Below are 18,976 nucleotides of genomic sequence, written 5' to 3'. Positions count from 1 at the left end.
TGGTGTTGTGGTGTGTTCTCCGTGTCGGGGGTGGCCCCCCCCCCCGGGGGGGGGGGGCCGACGGGGGCCGGTACCCCCGGGGGGGGGGGGGGGGGGGGGCGGCCCCCCCCCCCCCCCGCCCCCCCCACGCCAGCACGGCCAGCGCGGGCACCATCAGGCCCGCGCCCACCCACATCGGGGCGCGGAAGCCGAACCCGGCGTCGAGGGCCAGCCCGCCGAGCCCGGGACCGGCGGCGGCCCCCACGTTGAACGCGGCCGTGGCGAACGCCCCCGCCAGGGTGGGCGCCCCGGCCGCGAGCTGATAGGCGCGCGAGGTCAGGGCCGGTGCCAGCCCGAAGGCCAGCAGCCCCTGCGCGAACACCAGCGTGACCAGCACCACCTGGTTGCCGCCGGCCAGGGCGAGCACCGCCCAGCCGGCGGTCAGCGCGGTCATGCCGAAGCCGAGGACGCGCATGGGGTACGCGTCGCCCAGCCGCCCGCCGAGCGTGATGCCCAGGAACGCCCCCGCGCCGAACAGCACCAGCGTGCCCGGCACCCACCCCTCGCCGAGCTCGGCCACCTCGGTGACCATGGGCGCGAGGAAGGTGAAGGCGCAGAAGGTGGCGCCCTGGATCAGCGCGTTCAGCAGGTAGGTGACCACGACCCGCCGGTCGGCCAGCGCCCGCAGCTCGGCGCGCACACCGGTCCGCGCCTGGCCGCCACCGTCCGCAGCGGCGCCTCCCGCCGGAGAAGTCCCTCCTGCCGGGGAGACGCCTCCTGCGGGGGAAGAGGCTCCCGCCGGGGAAGCGCCTTCCGGCCGGGAAGGGCCCGTGGGCGCGGTACGGCGGGCCGTACCGGAGGGCAGGGCGCGCAGAATGGCCACGGCGGACAGGGCCGACAGGACGGCGACGGCCCAGAAGGCCGAGCGCCACCCCCACAGCTGCCCGAGCACCGCGCCCGCCGGGACCCCGGCGACGCAGGCGACGGTCACGCCGCCCACCACGACGGCCAGGGCCCGCGCCCTGGCCCGGACCGGCACCATGGCGACCGCCGCGGCGGCGGCCACGGCCCAGAAACCGGCGTTGGCCAGTGCCGAGACGACGCGGGCGGCGAGCAGCACGGCGTAGTCGGGGGTGAGGGCCGACACCACGTGGGCGGCGGCGAAGACGGACAGGAACAGCACCAGCGAGCGCCGCCGCGGCCAGTGCAGGGTGGCGGCGGCCAGGACGGGCGCGCCGACCACCATTCCGATGGCGAAGGCCGAGGTCAGCAGACCGGCCTGGGACAGGGACACGCCGAGATCGGCGGAGATGTCGGGCAGCAGCCCGGAGAGCATGAACTCCGAGGTGCCCTGGGCGAAGACGGCGAGGCCGAGGATGAAGACCGCCACAGGCATGGCAGTGAGACTCCCGAGTGAGAGACGGACAGGACCTTAACGGCGGTCCCGGTCACACCATCCGCGCACGCCGCGCGGGCATGCGGAGGCCGACCACCGGAGCGCCGGTGGTCAGCGTCTGTCGGACTCGGGGCTGGACATAGACAGGAGACCCTAGTCGGCGATGTCCGGGAACGCAAGGAAACGGGTGTGGACGCGGCGGGCCTCGGGGGAGTGCTCGGCGTCGCCGCCGTAGCGCATGACGAGCGCCACGTACTCCTCGAAGAACTCCGCGAGCTGCGTCAACGTGACCGTGATCGTGCCGCGGGAGAAGGGGAAGGCGTCACCCCAGCCGCCCGGCTCCGACGCGGCCTGAGCGTGGCGGAACGCGGCGATGTCCTCACTATAAGCGCGGGCCTGGATCTCGTCCATGACCGCGCGGGTCTGCTCGTCCTGCTCGCTGCGCAGAGGGAAACGGAGGTCGGCGCGGACGTGGCGCCACCAGCGCTCGCGGCCGCGCGCCTTCTCCGGCACCTCCTCGACGAAGCCGTGCTTGGCCAGCTCCCGCAGGTGGTAGCTGGTGGCGCCGGTGTTGAGGTCGAGGTCACGGGCCAGGTCGGCGGAGGTGGCGGGGCCATGGGTGCTGAGGTGGTCCAGGATGCGCTGGCGGCGGGGGTGGGCGAGCGTCCGCAGCGCTTCGAGGTCGGTCAGCGTGCGTACCTCATGATCGGCCATGGGCGTCAACCTACCGGATTTCTGTGCATTGTTTCCCGTCCTCATCTGCGTTTTCGTGCTGCCCTGTGCACAATTCAGCTTGCACAATCTGTTGTGCACAAGTCATTGTGTACCCATGCACACGCTTGAGAGAACCGGCGTCGCGCCGGTCCGCGCACCCCGGCGCGCGCTCGCCGGAGCCGTCGCCTTAGTGGCCGTCGTGGCCGTGGCCTGCGCCGCCTGGCTGTTCGAACGCCCGCCCGCGGTGGCGGGAGCCGGCGCCCCGGCCGGGGAGTTCAGCGCCGCCCGCGCCTGGCCGCACCTGGAGAAGATCGCCACCGGCGGTCCCACGCCGATCGGCTCGCCCGGCGGCGACCGCATCCGCGACTACCTGCTCGCCCAGCTGACCGCGCTCGGCCTGAAGCCCGAGGTCCAGACCGGGGTGGGGGCCCGCTCGTTCGGCTCGGAGATCACCTCCGGCCTGGCCGAGAACGTCGTGGCCGTCATCCCCGGCAGCGCCTCCACCGGCAGGGTCGTGCTCGCCGCCCACTACGACTCCACCACCACGACCCCCGGCACCAGCGACGACAAGGCCTCCGTCGCCGCCATCCTGGAGATCGTCCGCGCGCTCAAGTCCTCCGGGCAGCAGCCGCGCAACGACCTGGTCATCTTGCTCAGCGACGGCGAGGAGCCCGGCCTCATCGGCGCCGAGGCCTTCGCCGCCCACCACCCGCTCGCCAAGGACGGCGGCGTGGTCGTCAACCTGGAGGGACCCGGCAACGGCGCGCCCTCCGCCGTCTACAACGTCACCCCCGGCGGCACCGGCCTCGTGCGCGCGTTCTCCTCGATGCCGCACCCGGTGGGGGAGTCCGCCCTCATCGGCATCTACCGGCAGACCGGCTTCCACTCCGACCTGACCACGCTGGAGGAACACGGCTTCATCGGCGTCGACCTCGGCACCGCCGGCGGGCGCGCCTACTACCACCACCCGCGCGACACGATCGAGAACTTCGACCCCGCCGTCCTGCAGATGCACGGCGGCAACGGCCTCGCCCTGACCCGCGCCGCGCTGGCCGCCGACCTGCCCGCCCAGCGCGTGCCTGGCGACGCCGCCTTCTTCTCCGCCTTCGGCGTCGTCTTCGCCTACCCCGGCGGGTTCGTCGCGCCGCTCGCGGCGCTGGGCGTCCTGGCCGTGCTCGGCCTCGCCGTCCTGGCCCGGGTACGGCGGGCCGCCACCCTGCCCAAGATGGGCCTGGCCACGCTGGCCGGAGTAGTGCCCGTCGCCCTGGCCTACCTCCTGGGCGACCGCGTGTGGCAACTGCTCACCATGATCCAGCCCGGATACGCGGGGATGGTGTTCGGCGAGCCGTACCGGCCGGACCTGTACCGGCTGGCGCTCATCGCGATGGCCGTGGCCCTGGTCTGGGGCTGGTACGCGCTGCTGCGGCGATGGCTCGGCACGGTGGCGCTCACCGTGGGCTCGCTGGCCTGGCTGGCGGTCGCCGGCGCCGCGCTCGCCGGCGTGATGCCCGGCATGTCCTACTACGGCGCCATCCCCGCGCTGGCCGGCGGGCTCGCCGGAATCGCCGCGCTCCTGCTGGAGCCGGCCCGGCCGCACGCCGCCCTGGCCGTGCGGGCGGTGGCCGCGGCCGTGGGCGTCGTGCTGCTGACCGTCGGGGCGCGCACGTTCGCGGCCTTCGGTCTCGCGCTGGCCGCGGTGGCCGTGGTCCTGCTCGTGCTGGCCGCCTACGCGGCGCTGCCGCTGCTGGCGGAGGTCACGCCCGGCACACGTGGTCCGCGGGGGCGGCTACGTGTGGCGCTCGGCCCGCTGACCGCCACGGCGCTGGTGTTCGTGCTGATCGGGGGCGGACTGATCCACGACCGCTTCGACGAGCGGTACCCGCGGGCCGCCCACCTGGCCTACGTGCTCGACACCGCCACCGGCGCCGCGAGCTGGATCACCGCCGACGACCGTCCGCACCCCTGGGCCGCCGCCCTCACCCCCCAGGCGCCCGCGGAGTGGAAGCTGCCCCTGCCGTACGGCATGCGCCCCGCCCACGCGGGCAGGGCCGAGGCGGCGAAACTGCCCGCGCCCGAGGTGAGCGTGCTGAGCCGGAGACAGGAGGGCGCCGACACCGTCACCCGGGTCCGCGTCCGCTCCCAGCGCTCCGCCTACCAGGTCAACCTGCACGCCGACCGGCCCGCCACCGCAGGCGTCATCCAGGTGGCGGGGCGGCCCGGCGTGCCGTTCCCCGAGATGGAGAGCGCGCCGCGTCCGGGGGCGGCCTGGCCGTTCGAGGCGCAGTTCTTCGCGCCGCCCGGCGACGGGGTGGAGTTCGAGCTGCGGACCAGGGGCGCGCCCCGGCTCGTGGCCAGCGACGTCACGCTCGGCCTCGACGGCCTGACCGGCTACCGGCCCAGGCCCGCCGACGTGGACCTGAGCTCCTCGACCGGCGGCCTGCCCACCGACTCCGTCACCGTCGTGGGAAGGATCCAGACGCCGTGACGGTTGCCAGAGATCGTGGACATCACTGACGTCGTGGTCATCGGCGCCGGGCAGGCGGGCCTGTCCGGCGCCTACTTCCTGCGCCGCTTCGGCCTGGGCACCGTGGTGCTCGACGCGGAGGACGGGCCGGGCGGCGCGTGGCGGCACCGATCGCCGTCGCTGACCATGGACAAGATCCACGGCATCTTCGACCTGCCGGGCGTCCGGCAGGAGGAGCGCCAGGACGGCGCCGCCCCCGCCCGCGAGGTGGTGCCCGCCTACTACGGCGCCTACGAGGCGGCGATCGGCCTGGACGTGCTCCGCCCGGTCCGTGTCACCGCGGTCGGCCGCGGGGGCGGCGACCGCCTGGTGGTGGCCACCTCCCGCGGCGACTGGGCCGCGCGGGCGGTGGTGAACGCCACCGGCACCTGGACCCGCCCGTACTGGCCCTACTACCCGGGCGGCGGCGACTTCCGGGGCCGCCAGATCCACTACGCCGGCTACCGGGGTTCGGGGGAGTTCGCCGGGCAGCGGGTGGCCGTCGTCGGCGGCGGCGCCTCGGCCATGCACGTGCTGGCGGAACTGGCCGACGTCGCCGCGGGCACGCTCTGGGTGACCAGGCGCGAGCCGGTCTGGCGCGACGACGCGTTCGGCGAGGTCGCCAGGCGCGACGCGGTCGCCCTGGTCGAGGAGCGGGTACGCGCCGGGCTGCCGCCGCGGAGCGTGGTCAGCGTGACCGGACTCAGTTCAACCCCGGTGATCAGGGCGGCGCGCGAGAAGGGCGTACTGAAGCGGCTGCCGATGTTCGCCCGCATCACCCCCGACGGCCTCACCTGGCCGGACGGGCGGTACGAGCGGGTGGACGCCGTCGTGTGGGCCACCGGCTTCCGCTCCGCCCTCGACCACCTGGCCCCGCTGCGGCTGCGCGAGCCCGGCGGCGGCATCAAGGTCGAGGGCACCCAGGTGGTCAGGGAGCCGCGCCTGCAGCTCGTCGGCTACGGGCCCTCGGCCAGCACCATCGGGGCCAACCGGGCCGGCAGGACCGCCGCGGGCAATGTCCGGCGCCTCCTGGCGGCGCGCACCCTGCTTTCCGCCTAGTTCCCCGGGCCGGTTTCCCGGGTCAGTTTCCCCCGGGTCGTTGACCGGGCCCTCGACGGCTGGCTTGGATGGACGTCAGACACCCGATGTCTGCTCGCCGCGGTAAGGAGCCTGTCGTGCGCCCCATCCTCGCTGTCCTTCTGTTAGCCGTCGCGCTGGCCGTACCGGTCCAGCCGGCTTCGGCGGAAAAGGTCGGAGCTGCCTTCCACCATCCCGGTGTCCTGGTCAGCCGGGCCCAGCTCGACCACGTCAAGGCCAACCTCGGCGCCGAACCCTGGAAGACGGCGTGGGCGGCGCTGCGCGCCAGCTCGTTCGCCTCACTGTCCTACACGCCGAAGCCCCGCGCCAACGTCGAGTGCGGCCCGTCCTCCAACCCCAACAACGGCTGCTCCGACGAGCGCAACGACGCGATGGCCGCCTACACGCACGCCCTGCAGTGGTACCTGACCGGCGACGACCGCCACGCCAAGAAGGCCGTCCAGATCATGGACGCCTGGTCGGCCGTGATCACCGAGCACACCGGTCACAACGCCCGCCTGCAGACCGGCTGGGCCGGGGCGTCGTTCTCCCGGGCGGCCGAGCTCGTCAAGCACACCTACACCGGCTGGGCCAACGCCGGCCGCTTCGCCACCAAGCTGCGCACCGTCTACCTGCCGATCGTCATCGCGGGCAGCCCCAACACCAACGGCAACTGGGAACTGATCATGACGGACGCGGCGATCGGCATCGCCGTCCACCTCGACGACCGCGCCGCCTTCGACCGCGCGGTCACCACCTGGCGCGGCCGCCTGGCCGCCTACGTCTACCTGACCACCGACGGCTCCCTGCCCAAGCAGGCGCCGGGCAGCAGGTACGACACCCGCGACGAGCTCATCGGCTACTGGTACGGCCAGACCACCTTCGTCAACGGCCTGGCCCAGGAGACCTGCCGCGACTTCGGCCACACCGGCTGGGGCATCGCCGCCGCCGTCCACGTGGCCGAGACCGCCCGCCACCAGGGCCTCGACCTGTACGCCGAAGGCAAGGACCGGCTACGCCACGCGATGGGCTTCCACGCCGGCCTGCAACTGGGCGAGCCGGTGCCGTCCTGGCTCTGCGGCGGCTCGGTCAAGCCGGGGCTCGGCCCGACCTTCGAGGTGGGCTTCAACGCCCTGCGCAACCGCATGGGCATCGGCATGGCCCGTACTCAGCGGCTGGTCGAGCAGAGCCGCCCGGCGGGGGTGAGCCACTTCCTCGGCTGGGAGACGCTCACCCACGCCGGCAACCCGGCCTAGTGGTAGGCGTGGACGACGGCGTGTCCCTTGCCCTTGCCGATCAGCCACTTGTTGACCGGTGTGGTCACCAGGAACGCGACGACGAAGGCGAAGGCCAGCGCGCCCCAGAAGAGCCCTGAGGCCAGCCCGGCGTCCATGGCGCCGGGCACGATCACCATGACGCCGTTGTCCACGATCTCCATGACGAGGATCGACACCGTGTCGGCGGCCAGCGCCACCTTCAGCGCCTGCTTGAAGGTCAGGCCCGCCTTGAGCACGCCGACCATGGTCAGGGCGTAGCCGAACACGAACGCCAGGCCGACGGCCAGGGCGATGGTGGCCACGTTGCCCCAGCCGAGCGCGGTGCCGATCACCATGCCCAGCACCTCGCCGATGGCGCATCCGGTGAGGCAGTGCAGCGTGGCCAGCGCCGCCATCTTCCAGGTCGTCGCGCCATGCCCGTGCGCGCCGTGCCCGACGTGTCCGTGCTCGCTGGGAGCGCCGTGTGCGCCGTCCGCGTCATGGGCACCGTGCGCGCTGTGGCCGCCGTGCTCTCCGTGCGCCGCGTGGTCACCGTGATCGTGGTGGCCCTGGTGTTCCTGGTGCGTGGACATGCTTGAAGCTCCGTTCGTCAATCTGCGCGGTCACGGTATACCCCCATGGGGTAACGGAGCAAATGTGACCGCGCTGGCTACTATAGGAAGTAGTAAAAAGTGCCGCGTTGGCGGGGTGGCGGTCACGCAGCGTGATGTAGCGTGCACGCCATGACCTGGAGGCCGTTCGTGGCGCTCATGGTCGTGCTCACCCTTCTGTGCATGGCCGGACCGCACGCGCACGCCGACACCCCGCAGCCCGCCGGGGTGTCCGGCTGCGACACCGGCACGCATCCGCACGAGCACGAGGCCTCCTGTGACGCGCCCGCCGCGCAGCAACCGGCCGTCGACGCGCCCGCGCCCGGCCAGCAGGGCCGCTGCGCCGCCGCGCCGGTCCCGGCCACCCCGCCGTCCCCGGCCCGGCCTCCCGTACGGCCCGCCGCCCTGCTCGCCCTCCTGTGCGTGAGCCGGATGTAGATGCGCCCCGGCGCGTCCATCCGTACCTCTGCACAGGAGAAAAACATGGATATTTCAGGACTCGTGGGCAATACCCCGGTGTTGTGGGTGCCCGAGCTCTGGTCGGGCGGCGAGCGCGGCTTCTGGGCCAAGCTCGAGGGCTACAACCCCGGCGGCATCAAGGACCGCCCCGCCCTGCACATGGTGGCCGAGGCCCGCAGGCGCGGCGCCCTGCGGCCCGGCGCCCCGATCATCGAGTCGACCAGCGGGACGCTCGGCCTCGGGCTGGCGCTGGCCGGCGTGGTGCACGGTCATCCCGTCACGCTCGTGGCCGACCCGGGCATGGAGCCGCTCATGCGCCGCCTGCTGCTCGCCTACGGGGCACGACTGGAGATCGTGGCCGAGCCGTACCGGGAAGGCGGCTGGCAGGCCGCGCGGCGCGCCCGCGTGCGCGAGCTCATGGCGGGCGCGCCCGGCGCCTACTGCCCCGACCAGTACGCCAACCCCGACAACGCGGCCGCCTACGCCGGGCTCGCCGCCGAGCTGACCGCCCAGCTCGGCCGCGTCGACGTGCTCGTCTGCAGCGTCGGCACCGGCGGGCACAGCGCCGGGATCCACCGCGTGCTGCGGGCGCACAGCCCGGACGTGCGGCTGGTCGGCGTGGACACCGTCGGCTCGACCATCTTCGGCCAGCCCGCCAGGCCGCGCCTGATGCGCGGCCTCGGCAGCAGCATCCATCCCGCCAACGTCGCCTACGACGCCTTCCGCGAGGTGCACTGGGTGGCGCCCGCCGAGGCCGTGTGGGCCTGCCGCCGCCTGGCCGCCGCCCGCTACGCCACCGGCGGGTGGAGCGTCGGCGCGGTCGCGCTGGTCGCCTCGTGGCTGGCCCGGCGCGAACCGCCGGGCACCCGCATCGCCGCCGTCTTCCCCGACGGTCCCGAACGCTATTTCGACACCGTGTACGGCGACGCCTACTGCGCCGGACACGGCCTGCTCGACGCCAAACCCGAGCCGGAACCGGACGAGCTGCCCCACCCGGCCGCCGCCGAGGCCCAGCGCTGGACCCGCTGCGCCACCGTCGCCCGCCCGGCGGGAGCGACGTCGTGATGTCCGGCTACAGCAGGCCGATCCGGCTGCTCATGCTCAACCAGCTGACCATCAACGTCGGCTTCTACATGCTCATGCCGTACCTGGCCGCCCACCTCACCGGCGACCTGGGCCTGGCGGTGTGGGCGGCGGCGCTGGTGCTCGGCGTGCGGAACCTGTGCCAGCAGGGCCTGTTCCTTCTCGGCGGCAGCCTGGCCGACCGGCTCGGCTACAAGCCGATGATCCTCACCGGCCTGCTCCTGCGCACGGCGGGGTTCGCGATGCTCGGCCTGGTCGAGGCGGTGCCCGCGCTGCTGGCAGCCTCCGCGCTGACCGGTCTGGCCGGGGCGTTCTTCAACCCCGCCGCCCGCGCCTACCTGGCCCAGGAGGCGGGGGAGCGGAAGGTGGAGGCGTTCGCGCTGTTCAACGTCTTCTACCAGACCGGCATCCTGGCCGGGCCGCTCGTCGGGCTGCTGCTCAACGCCGTCGCCTTCCGCCTGACCTGTCTGAGCGCGGCGGCGCTGTTCGCGGTGCTCGCGCTCGCCCAGGCCAAGGCGCTGCCGGCGCGGCGGGGCAGCCGGGCGGACGCGGGCGTCTCGATCCTGGCCGACTGGCGCGGCGCGCTCGGCGACCGGGCGTTCTGCCTGTTCGCGCTGGCCATGACCGGCTCGTACGTGCTCGGGTTCCAGGTCTACCTCAGCTTGCCGCTGGCCGTACCGGAGCAAGCGGTGTGGATCTTCGTGGTGTCCGGCGCGATGGCCATGCTCGGCCAGGTGAAGGTGACCGCGTGGGCGGCGGCGCGCTGGACGCCCGGACAGGCGATCACCCGCGGGCTGGCGCTGATGGGCCTGGCCTTCGCCCCGCCCGGGCTCATGGCAGCCGGGCTCCCGGCCGGGGTGGCGGTGATGGCCGCCACCGTCCTGCTCACCCTCGGCAGCATGATCGTCTACCCCTTCGAGATGGCCACCGTGGCGCGCTTCGGCGGCGAGCGGATCGGCACCTGCTACGGCCTCTACAGCACGGCCTCCGGCATCGGCGTGGCGGCCGGCAACGTGCTGACCGGGGCCGCGCTGGAGGCGGGTCTGGCCTGGTGGGGGCTGGTGGCGGTGGGACTGGGGTCCGCGGCGGGCGTACACCTGCTCTGCCGATCCCGTCACGGCTTCTCGACGGAGCGTGTTGTACCGCCCGCCAATACGGGCTAGTGTCCGGGAGACTGGATCTTTTGCCCAGGGGGTTCCGCGATGCAGGTTCCGGGCTACACGGAGATTCGCGAGCTCGGACACGGCGGCACAGGCCAGGTCATGCTGGCCGTGCGGGCGTCGGACGGCTTACCCGTGGCGATCAAGCACCTGTCGCCCGGGCTCCGTGAGGACAAGGAGTTCGTCGCCAGGTTCCGCGACGAGGCCAAGGTGATCGGCGTGCTGGACAGTCCGTACACCGCCCGGCTCTACGAGTACGTCGAGGGCGAGGACGACGCCGCGATCGTCATGGAGCTGGTCGACGGCATCACCCTGCGCCGCCTGCTCACCCACGAGGGCGCCACCGGCGCCGAGGCGGCGCTCGCCGTCCTCAAGGGCGCCCTCACCGGCCTGGCCGCGGCGCACGGACTCGGCGTCGCCCATCGCGACTTCAAGCCGGAGAACGTCATCGTCGCCGCCGACGGCGTCAGCAAGCTCGTCGACTTCGGCCTCGCCACCCGCTTCGGCGAGGCCGGCACCTACGTGGGCACGCCGTCGTACATGGCGCCCGAGCAGTGGGAGGACGCCCCCGCCGGGCCCGCCACCGACGTCTACGCCGCCACCGTCGTCTTCTTCGAGTGCCTCACCGGGCACCGCCCGTTCCCCGGCGAGGACGCCGCCGTCCTCGCCTACCAGCACCAGAACGTACCGCCGCCGCTGGCCAACGTGGACGAGCAGGTCAGAGGGCTGGTCGAGCTCGGCATGGCCAAGGACCCGGCCGAGCGGCCCCCGTCGGCGCAGGCCTTCCTGGCCGAGCTGGAAGAGGTGGCGGGCAGGGCGTACGGGAGCGGATGGGAGCGGCGCGGACGGGCCGGCCTCGGGCTGCTGACCGTCCCGCACATCGCGCTGCTGCCGCTGGTGCCGTCGGCGGGGGCCGAGGTGGCGACCGGGTTCGCCCGCAGCACGCTGACCCCGGTGGCCAAGTTCGCCATCGCCGGCGGGCTGATCACGGCCACGGCGGCCGCCGTGGTCTCGGTCTTCGTCATGTGGACCGAGGACCCGCCGATCCAGGCCGCGCGCGCGTTACCCCCGGTGAGCTCGGCGCCGCCGCTGTCGCCGCCGGTCACCACACCCTCGCGCACGCCCGGCCCCTCCACCGGCCTCCCCTTCACGCCGCCGATCACCGACGCGGGCGACCGCGTGGGCACCGCCGTACCGCCGGACGAGGTCACCGCGGCGGGGGAGCCGACGCGGACGCTGCAGCCGACCCACGAGCCCAGCCGCACGGCCGCGCCGAGCCGCACCCCCGGCAGGACCGCCGAGCCCACCCGCAGCCCCGCCCGCGACACCGGCCCGACCCGCGGCCCCGAGCCCACCAGGGACGCGCCCACCAAGGGCGAGCCCACCAAGGCCACCCCGCCGCCCGCGACGCAGTCCCAGCCCTCGGGCGGCAAGCCCCCGGAGAAGAAGCCCGAGCCGCTGCTGTCGGTGTCGCTGAAGGTCTCCCTGGACCTGCCCGTGCTCAAGGGCGGCAACCAGTTGCTCGACGCCGACCTCGACCTCGGCCTGGGCAGCAGCCTGCTGGGTATGGCCGTGCTGCCCGGTTCGGTACTGCTGGGCCGCCACCTCGCCGCGCGGCAGGCCGGCAGGAGCCGGCACCGGCGCGATACCGAATGACCTGATTGCACCTCAACGGCCGCTATCCCCTACTATCTTCGATCGGACAGAGGGCGCCCCCGGCTCGCGTTGAGGAACGGCGACCGCCCGTGGGCTCGGTCGAAGGAGAAGCGTGGCGGTTGCGTCACCCGCTGGCGTGCGGCGCGGGCCGCTGTGGAGAAGACTCGCGGCGCTGGCGGCGGTGGTGGCGCTCGCCGTGGCCCCGATACCGGCCTCGGCCAAGCCCAAGCCGACGGTGAAGCAGCTGAAGAAGGAGCTGGCCGCCCTCCAGAAGGAGTCGGACAAGCTCATCACCGACTACTACAGCAGCCGCGTCGAGCTGCAGAAGGTCGACAAGACCGAGAAGGCGGCCCGCGAACGCTTCAGGAGCGCCCAGGCCGTCTACGACCGCGAGGCCACCAACCTCCGCCTCATGGGCACCACGCAGTACATCAGCGGCGAACCCAACCTGGCCAACATGTTCAGCGGCGGCGGCGACCCGGAGTCCCTGCTCAACAGGCTCGCGTTCAACCGCCACATGGTCGACGTCCAGAACTCCAGACTGCGGGGCTTCGCCCAGGTACGCGATGAGTTCCAGCGCGCCCAGGAGGAGTCGGCGGCCCAGGAGGAGGAGCTGCGGGCGACCGTCGAGGACCTGGAGGCCCGCAAGAAGAAGGCCGAGAAGCTGATCGTGAAGATGCGCGACAAGATCGAGCAGCTTCACGACGTGCCCGGCGCCCGCCGCGACGGCACCTTCGTCCCCCAACTGCCCGCCGGGGAGGACAACATCACCCCGCGCATGCGCCTGGTCAAGCAGCTCGTCCAGGAGCGCTTCGAGGTGCCGTTCGGCATCGGCTGCTACCGCTCGATCCGCGACGGCGGCGAGCACCCCCTCGGCCGGGCCTGCGACTTCATGCTCAGCCGGGGCGGCGCCATGCCCTCGGCCGCCGAGATCGCCCGCGGCAACGAGATCTGCGCATGGGTCGTCAAGAACGCCAAGCGCCTCGGCATCATGTACGTGATCTACCGCCAGCGCATCTGGCACGTGCGCAACGGCCAGTGGCGCACCATGACCGACCGGGGCGGCACCACCGCCAACCACTACGACCACCCCCACATCTCGGTCTACTGAGAACAGGGCGGCGCTGTACCGTCGTCATGTGAGCAACCTGGAACGCGACCCCCAGGAGGTCGTCTGCGCGGCGGACGGCGCGACGGGGACGGAGCTGCTGACCGGGCGCGCGGTCCCGCTGGGCGGGCCGCGCGCGATGAGCGTGACCCGCACCCTTCCCCATGTACGGCGCCGCATGATCGGCGCCTGGTGCTTCGTCGACGCCTACGGCCCCGAGGCGGTGGCGATGCGGGTGCCGCCCCACCCGCACACCGGGCTGCAGACCGTGAGCTGGCTGGTCGAGGGCGAGGTGCTGCACCGCGACAGCCTCGGCAGCCTGCGGGCGGTCCGGCCGGGCCGGCTCAACCTGATGACCGCCGGGCGCGGCATCTCGCACTCGGAGGAGTCCGCGGAGGGCGGCACGCTGCACGGGGTGCAGCTGTGGGTGGCGCTGCCCGAGGAGCATCGGGGCGTGGAACCGGCGTTCGAGCACCACGCGGAGCTGCCGGTGCTGGACGGGCCGGGCCACCGCTCCCGCGTGCTCATGGGCGGGCCGTCCCCGGCCACGGTCTACTCGCCGCTGATCGGCGCGGAGGTCTCGGTGGACGGGCGGGCCGAGCTGGCCGTCGAGCCGGGGTTCGAGCACGGGCTGCTGCTGCTCGACGGCGCGGTCGCGCAGGTGCCCGCCGGTCCCCTGCTGTACCTGCCGCCGGGCCGCGAGCGGATCGTGCTGGAGGGGCGCGGGCGGGTGCTGCTGATCGGCGGCGAGCCGTTCGCGGAGGAGATCGTCATGTGGTGGAACTTCGTCGGCCGCTCCCACGACGACATCGCCGCCTATCGCGAGGAATGGACGAGGGGCAGTGGGTTCGGCGTGGTACGCGGGTTCGACGGGGAGCCGCTGCCCGCCCCCGAGCTGCCGGGCATCCGGCTGAAGCCGCGGGGACGGGTGCGCTGACGGGGGCTACCAGCCGCCGCGGTGGAGCTGGCCGCGCACGGCGCCGCCGGGGAACTCCTTGGTGTGCAGGTTCGTGTACCAGTTCTTCGGGTTCCTGTTGATGCCCCGCACCACGCCGGCCTGGGCCGTCGTCGCGCCAGCCACGCCGGTGACCGAGGCGGGCAGGCCCTTGGGGTCACCGAAGAAGTCGGCCACGACCGGGCCGTTCTCGCCCCTGGCGCCGCGGTGGATGTGGCCGTTGGTGGGCGCGCCGATCCCGGCCCACGCGGCGGCGAACGCGACCCGGGTGCCCTGGGCCCACACCAGCCACGCGGCGCGGCCGTCGCGGTCGCCGACCTTCTGGCCGGGGGTGGGCACTTCCTGCGCTCCGGTCGCCACCGAGGTCAGCGTACGGCCGGAGCCGTAGGCGAGCACGGAGTCCAGGGAGACCGGGCGGATGCGGTGGAGCTGGGCGCGCACGGCGCCGCCGCCGAACTCGGCGGTGTGCAGGTTGGCGTACCAGTTCCCGGGCCTTCCGGTGATGCGGCGCAGCAGGCCCCGGTCGTTGACGGTCACCGCGCCCTTGACGGCGGTGAGGTTGCCGGGCAGCGCGGCGCCGAAGAACGGGATCTTCACCTCGCCGTTCCTGCCGGCCCTGCCTTGATGGATGTGGAACGCGGTCGGAGCGGCCACCCGGTTCCAGCGGATGGCGTAGTCGACCCGGTTGCCGTGGACGCGGAAGACGGCGACGGCGCGGCCGTCGCGGTCGCCGGCCTTCTGGCCGGGCGTGGGAACCTCGTTGGAGCCGGTGAGCGTGGCGGCGAGGTAGACCGGGGTGGTGGCCTGCGCGGGGGCGGCGGCCAGGGAGGAGGCGGTCAGGGCGGCGGCCACGGCCAGGCCGGAGACGACGATCTTCTTCATGATCGATCCTTTGGCTGAGGGTTCTGCGTGGTGGCGCCCGGTTGTACGGGGCGGGCACCGCCCGGGTTCAGCCCAGGGAGTGGGTAAAAAGACGCGTTCAGCGTTCGCGCATCTCGAAGCCCCGCATGTGCTCCAGCCGGAGTTGCTGGGGCACGGCCGTCTCGGGCGGATCCCACGACCGGGTGCTCCGCAGGTACGCCGCGCCGCACCGGGCCGCCAGCCGGAAGAACCACCACTTCAGGTGCTCGTCCACGTCGGCGAAGCTGCAGTGGGTCAGCGCCGCGGCCAGCAGGGACAGCAGGAGCTGGTGGCGCCAGTCGTCCCGGAAGCCCGGGGTCAGGAGCTTGTAGTCGAAAAGGAAGCGGACCAGGGGCCCGACGAGCTCGTCGTCGCCCTCGCCGCGCACGATCAGGTCGAACAGCTCCTCACCCGGCCGCGGTACCTGCCTGGCGATGACCGACAGCAGCAGCATCGCCGGGTCCGACGCCTGCGAGGCGCACTTCTCGAACGTGGTCAGGTCGATGAGCCGGAACTGCTTGGCCTCCAGCTTGCCCGCGGCGGTGCGCGGGATCAGCACGTTCCCGTGGTGCAGGTCGCCGTGGGAGAAGCCGCGCAGGTGCTGGACGTGGTGGAGTCCGACGATGTCCCCGGCGGCCATGGCCAGTGGGTTGGGCAGCACCTTCGCGGACCGGTCCCCGGAGAACCAGATCCAGCTGCGCTCCGGCTCCAGCAGCCCGCACTCCCGCGCCCAGACGCGCAGCTTCGCGCCGTCGCCGAACCGGGCGCCCAGCTCGGCGCGCAGGTACTCTCCCGAGTCCACGTCCGCGCGGACTTCGGCCGGGTACGGGTTCCACTCGGACAGCACGCCCCTGATGACGCGCTGGAACACGGGGATGAGCTCCTGGGGTGAGTTCAGCTCGGACATCTGCGCCATGTCCGTCAGGCCGCCGCCGGCGACCTCCTGGAAGAACACGCGCTCGCCGGTGCCGGCGACACGCGGCGGATGGGGCAGCAGACCGACCAGGTGCTTCTGGCGGAACAGCACGGCGCTCACGTCGAGGGCGAGCCTGTGCCGGGCGTACTCGCGGGACAACGGGCCCGGCGGGCAGACCTTCGCGATCACTTTGCGGGCAGGCATGGGGGTGCCGGACGGCGGCTTGATGACCAGCGCGGACAGGCTGCAGTCGGTGTAGCCCCGCTTGGTCCAGGCCGGGGTGTTCGGCGCGATCTCATAGCCTTCCGGGTCGCCCCACGCCTTGATGGCGACGGCGACGGGGACGCCGAGCTGCGCGGCGATCTCCTCGTCGTAGTCGCGTCCCGCCTGGACGGAGCCGTCCACCGCCGATTCCGTCGCGAGCTGCCGGAACTCGGCCACCAGCCCGTCCGGGTCGTCGAACAGCTGCGGGCGGCTGTGCAGGAACGCCTGTTCCGCCGAGGACAGGCGGCGGGTCGTGATCTTTCCCTGGGCGTGGACGATGAGGGTGCGCTTGATCAGCACCACGGCGGGACCGGCGTTCCGCAGCACGGTGAACAACCTGGCGACCGTGGGTTCCCTGGGCGGATCCTCCCGCAGGCAACGGTCCATCTCCTCCAGGCGCTGCTCGGCCGGGACTCCCTCGCCGTCGTCGCGGAACACCAGGCCGTAGGCGGTTCCGCCGTCGCCGTCCTCGACCGGCATGGTGAAGCCGAAGGCGCGCGCGACCCGCTCGACGGCGTCCTCGGTGAGCGCGGCGCCCGCCGGGCCGGCGACCCTGATCGTCAGCTCGGTCGGCTCGCCCGCGGGGCGGGTCCCCAGCGCCAAGGCGGTCGCCTGTGCCAGATCCAGCCGCATGCCGGAGTCGAAGGCCTCCTTGTAGGCGTTCTCGCCCAGCACCTTGTGGCACTTCTGGACCAGCGCGTCGTGGTCGTCGGTGAGCCACGGCGCGCCCAGCATCGGCAGTCCCGCGGCCTTCCAGTTCACCCGGAGCGCGCCCAGCAGGCGGACCGAGAGCGCGGGCCGTTCCAGCGCCGCGTAGACGCCGGCGGCGGTCTCCAGTGCGAGCAGGATGCCCAGGATGTCGTGGAACGGCCGCTTGAGGCGCAGGGTCTTCCTGACGTCGTGCAGCGCCTCCTCGGCCTGGCCCATGGCCAGCCGGGTCATCGCCAGCGTCCAGTACGCGTAGGACCGCACGGACAGCTCCTGGCGGTCCTCGCACGTGCGCAGGCACTCCAGCAGCATCGATTCCGCTTCCTCCAGCGCCCCCTGCTTGGTCAGCACGATCGCCAGCTCGACGACGGCCGGCAGCAGGCCGGGGTTCAGCGCCGCGCTTTCGGAGTTGAACTCGATGGCCACGCGCAGCAGCGTGCTGGCCTTCTGCAGGTCCCCCTGGAGCAGGGCGGCGGTGCCGCGCATCTTGGAGGACAGGATGAGCGCCTTCGAGTCGCCGATCCGCTTCGCCTCCGCGCCGCACAGCTCGGCCGTCGACATCGCGCCCATGCTGTCGCCCTGGGCGCTGCGCACGTACGACAGCACCCACATGGCCTTGCAGCGTTCCGGGCTCGGCTCGGGGTTGGCACGCAGGGCGCGTTCCAGATATTTCCGGCCTTCGCCCGCGAAACCACAGCACACCCACATGAACCAGAGCGACGACAGCAGCCTCAGCGCCAGCGCGGCCTCGTCGGGGGTGTGCAGAGCGTGCTCCAGCGCCACCCGGATGTTGTCGTGTTCCTGGCGCATGCGCTCGAACCAGTACATCTGGCGCGGGCCTGACCAGTCCTGCTCGCTGCGGGTGGCGAGGCCGAGGTAGTAGAGCAGGTGGCGGTGGCGGATCTCGCGGCCGTCCTCCAGCCGCCTCGCGCCGTACTCCGCGAGCGTGCCGGGCAGCTTGTAGCGCGTGCCCAGGTAGTCGGTCCTGGTGAGCAGGACCGACTTGTCCACCAGGGCCTCGACCAGGCCGCCGATCTCCTCCCCGCACACGAAGCGGGCGGCCTCGAGGTCGAAGTCGCCGGCGAAGACCGACAGCTGGGCCCAGAGCAGGCGCTCGGCGGGCTCGCACAGGTCGTAGCTGCGGGTGAGGGCGTCGTGCAGGCCCGGCCGGCCGGCGTCTCCGGTCAGCAGGGCGAAGCGGTCCTCCAGCCCGGCGGCGACGTCGTTGACCGACATGCTCGTCAGCCGCAGCGCGGCGAGCTCGATCGCCAGCGGAATGCCGTCCAGGCGGGCGCACAGCCCGGCCACCGAGGCGACGGTCAGCTCGTCCAGCTCGAAGCCGGGCTGCACGGCGCGGGCCCTGGCCGCGAACAACCGCACGGCCTCGCTGTCCGCGCCCGCCGTCTCCATCGGCGCCAGCGCGACCACCCGCTCCTCCGGTACGCCCAGCGGAACCCGGCTGGTGGCCAGCACGCGGAGCCCGGGAGCCGCCCGCAGCAGTTCCCCGGCCACCTGCGCGCAGGCCGGCGCCACCCGCTCGCAGCCGTCGAGCACGAGCAGCCCCCGGCGCCCCTCGGCCCATCCGGGCAGCGAACCGGTGCCCAGCGCCGCGGCGATCGCCGGCCTGACCAGGCCGGGGTCGCTCACCGCCGACACGCCCGCGAACCAGGCGCCGTCCGGGTGGCGGCCGCGCGTCTCGTGGGCCAGGCGCAGCGCCGTGCGGGTCTTGCCGACGCCGCCGATGCCCGTCACCGTGACCAGCCGCGCCTCGGCCACGTGCCGTCTGAGGGTGGCGAGCACGCCGAGCCGTCCGATGAGGCCGGCGTCCTCATCAGGCAGGTTTCCCGCACATCCGAAGGTCATCGCTCTCCCGCAGTGTGAGAGGACCAGCCTATGAGCCGGGGTTCGCCCGGGGAGAGCTGATCGTGAATCCCGGATATCGTGGATCGGGTGCGAGTAGCGACCTGGAACGTGAACTCGGTCAAACAGCGGCTGCCCCGCCTGCTTCCCTGGCTGGATCAGCGCCGTCCCGACGTCGTCTGCCTGCAGGAGACCAAGCTGGCCGACCAGGCCTTCGCCGGACTGCTCGGCGAGGAGCTGGCCGTGGGGGGGGGCGCGGGGGGCGGGGCCCCCCCCCCCCCCGGGGGCCGCGGGGCGCGGGGGGGCCGGGCGGGCCGCGACCGCGGGGTGACCCGGGGGGGCGGCGCGCCCGGCGTGCCCCCCCCCGCGGC

General features: G+C 73.4%; 15 protein-coding genes. 10 read left to right on the top strand and 5 right to left on the bottom strand.

What is annotated here, in order from left to right; genetic code table 11:
* Both ACIBHY_RS37845 and ACIBHY_RS37840 read right to left on the bottom strand, forming a co-directional pair.
* The coding region (locus ACIBHY_RS37845; RefSeq protein ID WP_397309229.1) for an MFS transporter at nt 1–1,375 on the bottom strand (1,375 nt) is incomplete at its 3' end.
* A gap of 153 nt (nt 1,376–1,528) precedes the next feature.
* The gene (locus ACIBHY_RS37840) at nt 1,529–2,089 is read right to left on the bottom strand and encodes an ArsR/SmtB family transcription factor (protein WP_397255442.1); all 561 of its coding nucleotides are present in this window, start codon (nt 2,087–2,089) and stop codon (nt 1,529–1,531) included.
* Between the two features lie 115 nt (nt 2,090–2,204).
* On the opposite strand from ACIBHY_RS37840, the gene ACIBHY_RS37835 reads away from it, so the two are divergent.
* From ACIBHY_RS37835 to ACIBHY_RS37825, 3 genes are all read left to right on the top strand, one after another.
* Nucleotides 2,205–4,574 (top strand): M20/M25/M40 family metallo-hydrolase, encoded by a 2,370-nt coding sequence (locus ACIBHY_RS37835; RefSeq protein WP_397309228.1) that lies wholly within the window; start codon nt 2,205–2,207, stop codon nt 4,572–4,574.
* 15 nt (nt 4,575–4,589) lie between these two features.
* A complete protein-coding gene (locus ACIBHY_RS37830) occupies nt 4,590–5,651 on the top strand; it encodes an NAD(P)-binding domain-containing protein (protein ID WP_397309227.1) in 1,062 nt (353 codons plus the stop codon).
* Between the two features lie 116 nt (nt 5,652–5,767).
* On the top strand, nt 5,768–6,925 hold the full coding sequence (locus ACIBHY_RS37825; protein WP_397255448.1) for an alginate lyase family protein: 1,158 nt from the start codon (nt 5,768–5,770) through the stop codon (nt 6,923–6,925).
* On the opposite strand, the gene ACIBHY_RS37820 is transcribed toward ACIBHY_RS37825, so the two are convergent.
* Nucleotides 6,922–7,518, bottom strand: a complete 597-nt coding sequence (locus tag ACIBHY_RS37820; RefSeq protein ID WP_397309226.1) for a DUF4396 domain-containing protein — start codon at nt 7,516–7,518, stop codon at nt 6,922–6,924. The two genes, ACIBHY_RS37825 and ACIBHY_RS37820, sit on opposite strands and share 4 nt — an antisense overlap.
* A gap of 150 nt (nt 7,519–7,668) precedes the next feature.
* Between ACIBHY_RS37820 and ACIBHY_RS37815 the strand changes: the two genes are divergently transcribed.
* The 6 genes from ACIBHY_RS37815 to ACIBHY_RS37790 all read left to right on the top strand — a co-directional run bounded on the left by ACIBHY_RS37815 (nt 7,669) and on the right by ACIBHY_RS37790 (nt 13,939).
* A complete protein-coding gene (locus tag ACIBHY_RS37815; RefSeq protein WP_397255452.1) occupies nt 7,669–7,974 on the top strand; it encodes a hypothetical protein in 306 nt (101 codons plus the stop codon).
* A 45-nt stretch (nt 7,975–8,019) separates the two neighbouring features.
* Nucleotides 8,020–9,060 (top strand): PLP-dependent cysteine synthase family protein, encoded by a 1,041-nt coding sequence (locus ACIBHY_RS37810; protein WP_397309225.1) that lies wholly within the window; start codon nt 8,020–8,022, stop codon nt 9,058–9,060.
* On the top strand, nt 9,060–10,241 hold the full coding sequence (locus ACIBHY_RS37805) for an MFS transporter (protein ID WP_397255742.1): 1,182 nt from the start codon (nt 9,060–9,062) through the stop codon (nt 10,239–10,241). Before ACIBHY_RS37810 ends, ACIBHY_RS37805 begins: the two co-directional genes overlap by 1 nt.
* A gap of 39 nt (nt 10,242–10,280) precedes the next feature.
* Nucleotides 10,281–11,894: a protein kinase gene (locus ACIBHY_RS37800; RefSeq protein ID WP_397309224.1), complete on the top strand. Its 1,614-nt coding sequence runs from the start codon at nt 10,281–10,283 to the stop codon at nt 11,892–11,894.
* A gap of 112 nt (nt 11,895–12,006) precedes the next feature.
* The gene (locus tag ACIBHY_RS37795; RefSeq protein WP_397309223.1) at nt 12,007–13,005 is read left to right on the top strand and encodes a coiled-coil domain-containing protein; all 999 of its coding nucleotides are present in this window, start codon (nt 12,007–12,009) and stop codon (nt 13,003–13,005) included.
* A 28-nt stretch (nt 13,006–13,033) separates the two neighbouring features.
* Nucleotides 13,034–13,939: a pirin family protein gene (locus tag ACIBHY_RS37790; RefSeq protein ID WP_397309222.1), complete on the top strand. Its 906-nt coding sequence runs from the start codon at nt 13,034–13,036 to the stop codon at nt 13,937–13,939.
* 6 nt (nt 13,940–13,945) lie between these two features.
* On the opposite strand, the gene ACIBHY_RS37785 is transcribed toward ACIBHY_RS37790, so the two are convergent.
* Nucleotides 13,946–14,839 (bottom strand): CHRD domain-containing protein, encoded by an 894-nt coding sequence (locus ACIBHY_RS37785; RefSeq protein ID WP_397309221.1) that lies wholly within the window; start codon nt 14,837–14,839, stop codon nt 13,946–13,948.
* 97 nt (nt 14,840–14,936) lie between these two features.
* Nucleotides 14,937–18,608 carry an ATP-binding protein gene (locus ACIBHY_RS37780; protein WP_397309220.1) on the bottom strand — a complete coding sequence of 1,224 codons (3,672 nt, stop codon included), beginning with the start codon at nt 18,606–18,608 and terminating at the stop codon, nt 14,937–14,939.
* An 87-nt stretch (nt 18,609–18,695) separates the two neighbouring features.
* On the opposite strand from ACIBHY_RS37780, the gene ACIBHY_RS37775 reads away from it, so the two are divergent.
* Nucleotides 18,696–18,976 (top strand): endonuclease/exonuclease/phosphatase family protein (locus ACIBHY_RS37775; RefSeq protein ID WP_397309219.1); only part of this gene is annotated, 281 nt, incomplete at its 3' end.

This window comes from Nonomuraea sp. NPDC050547 (assembly GCF_044457345.1).
GTDB lineage: Bacteria > Actinomycetota > Actinomycetes > Streptosporangiales > Streptosporangiaceae > Nonomuraea.
Note: the sequence above shows the minus strand (reverse complement) of the source record. Positions and strands in the feature narration are given on the sequence as shown.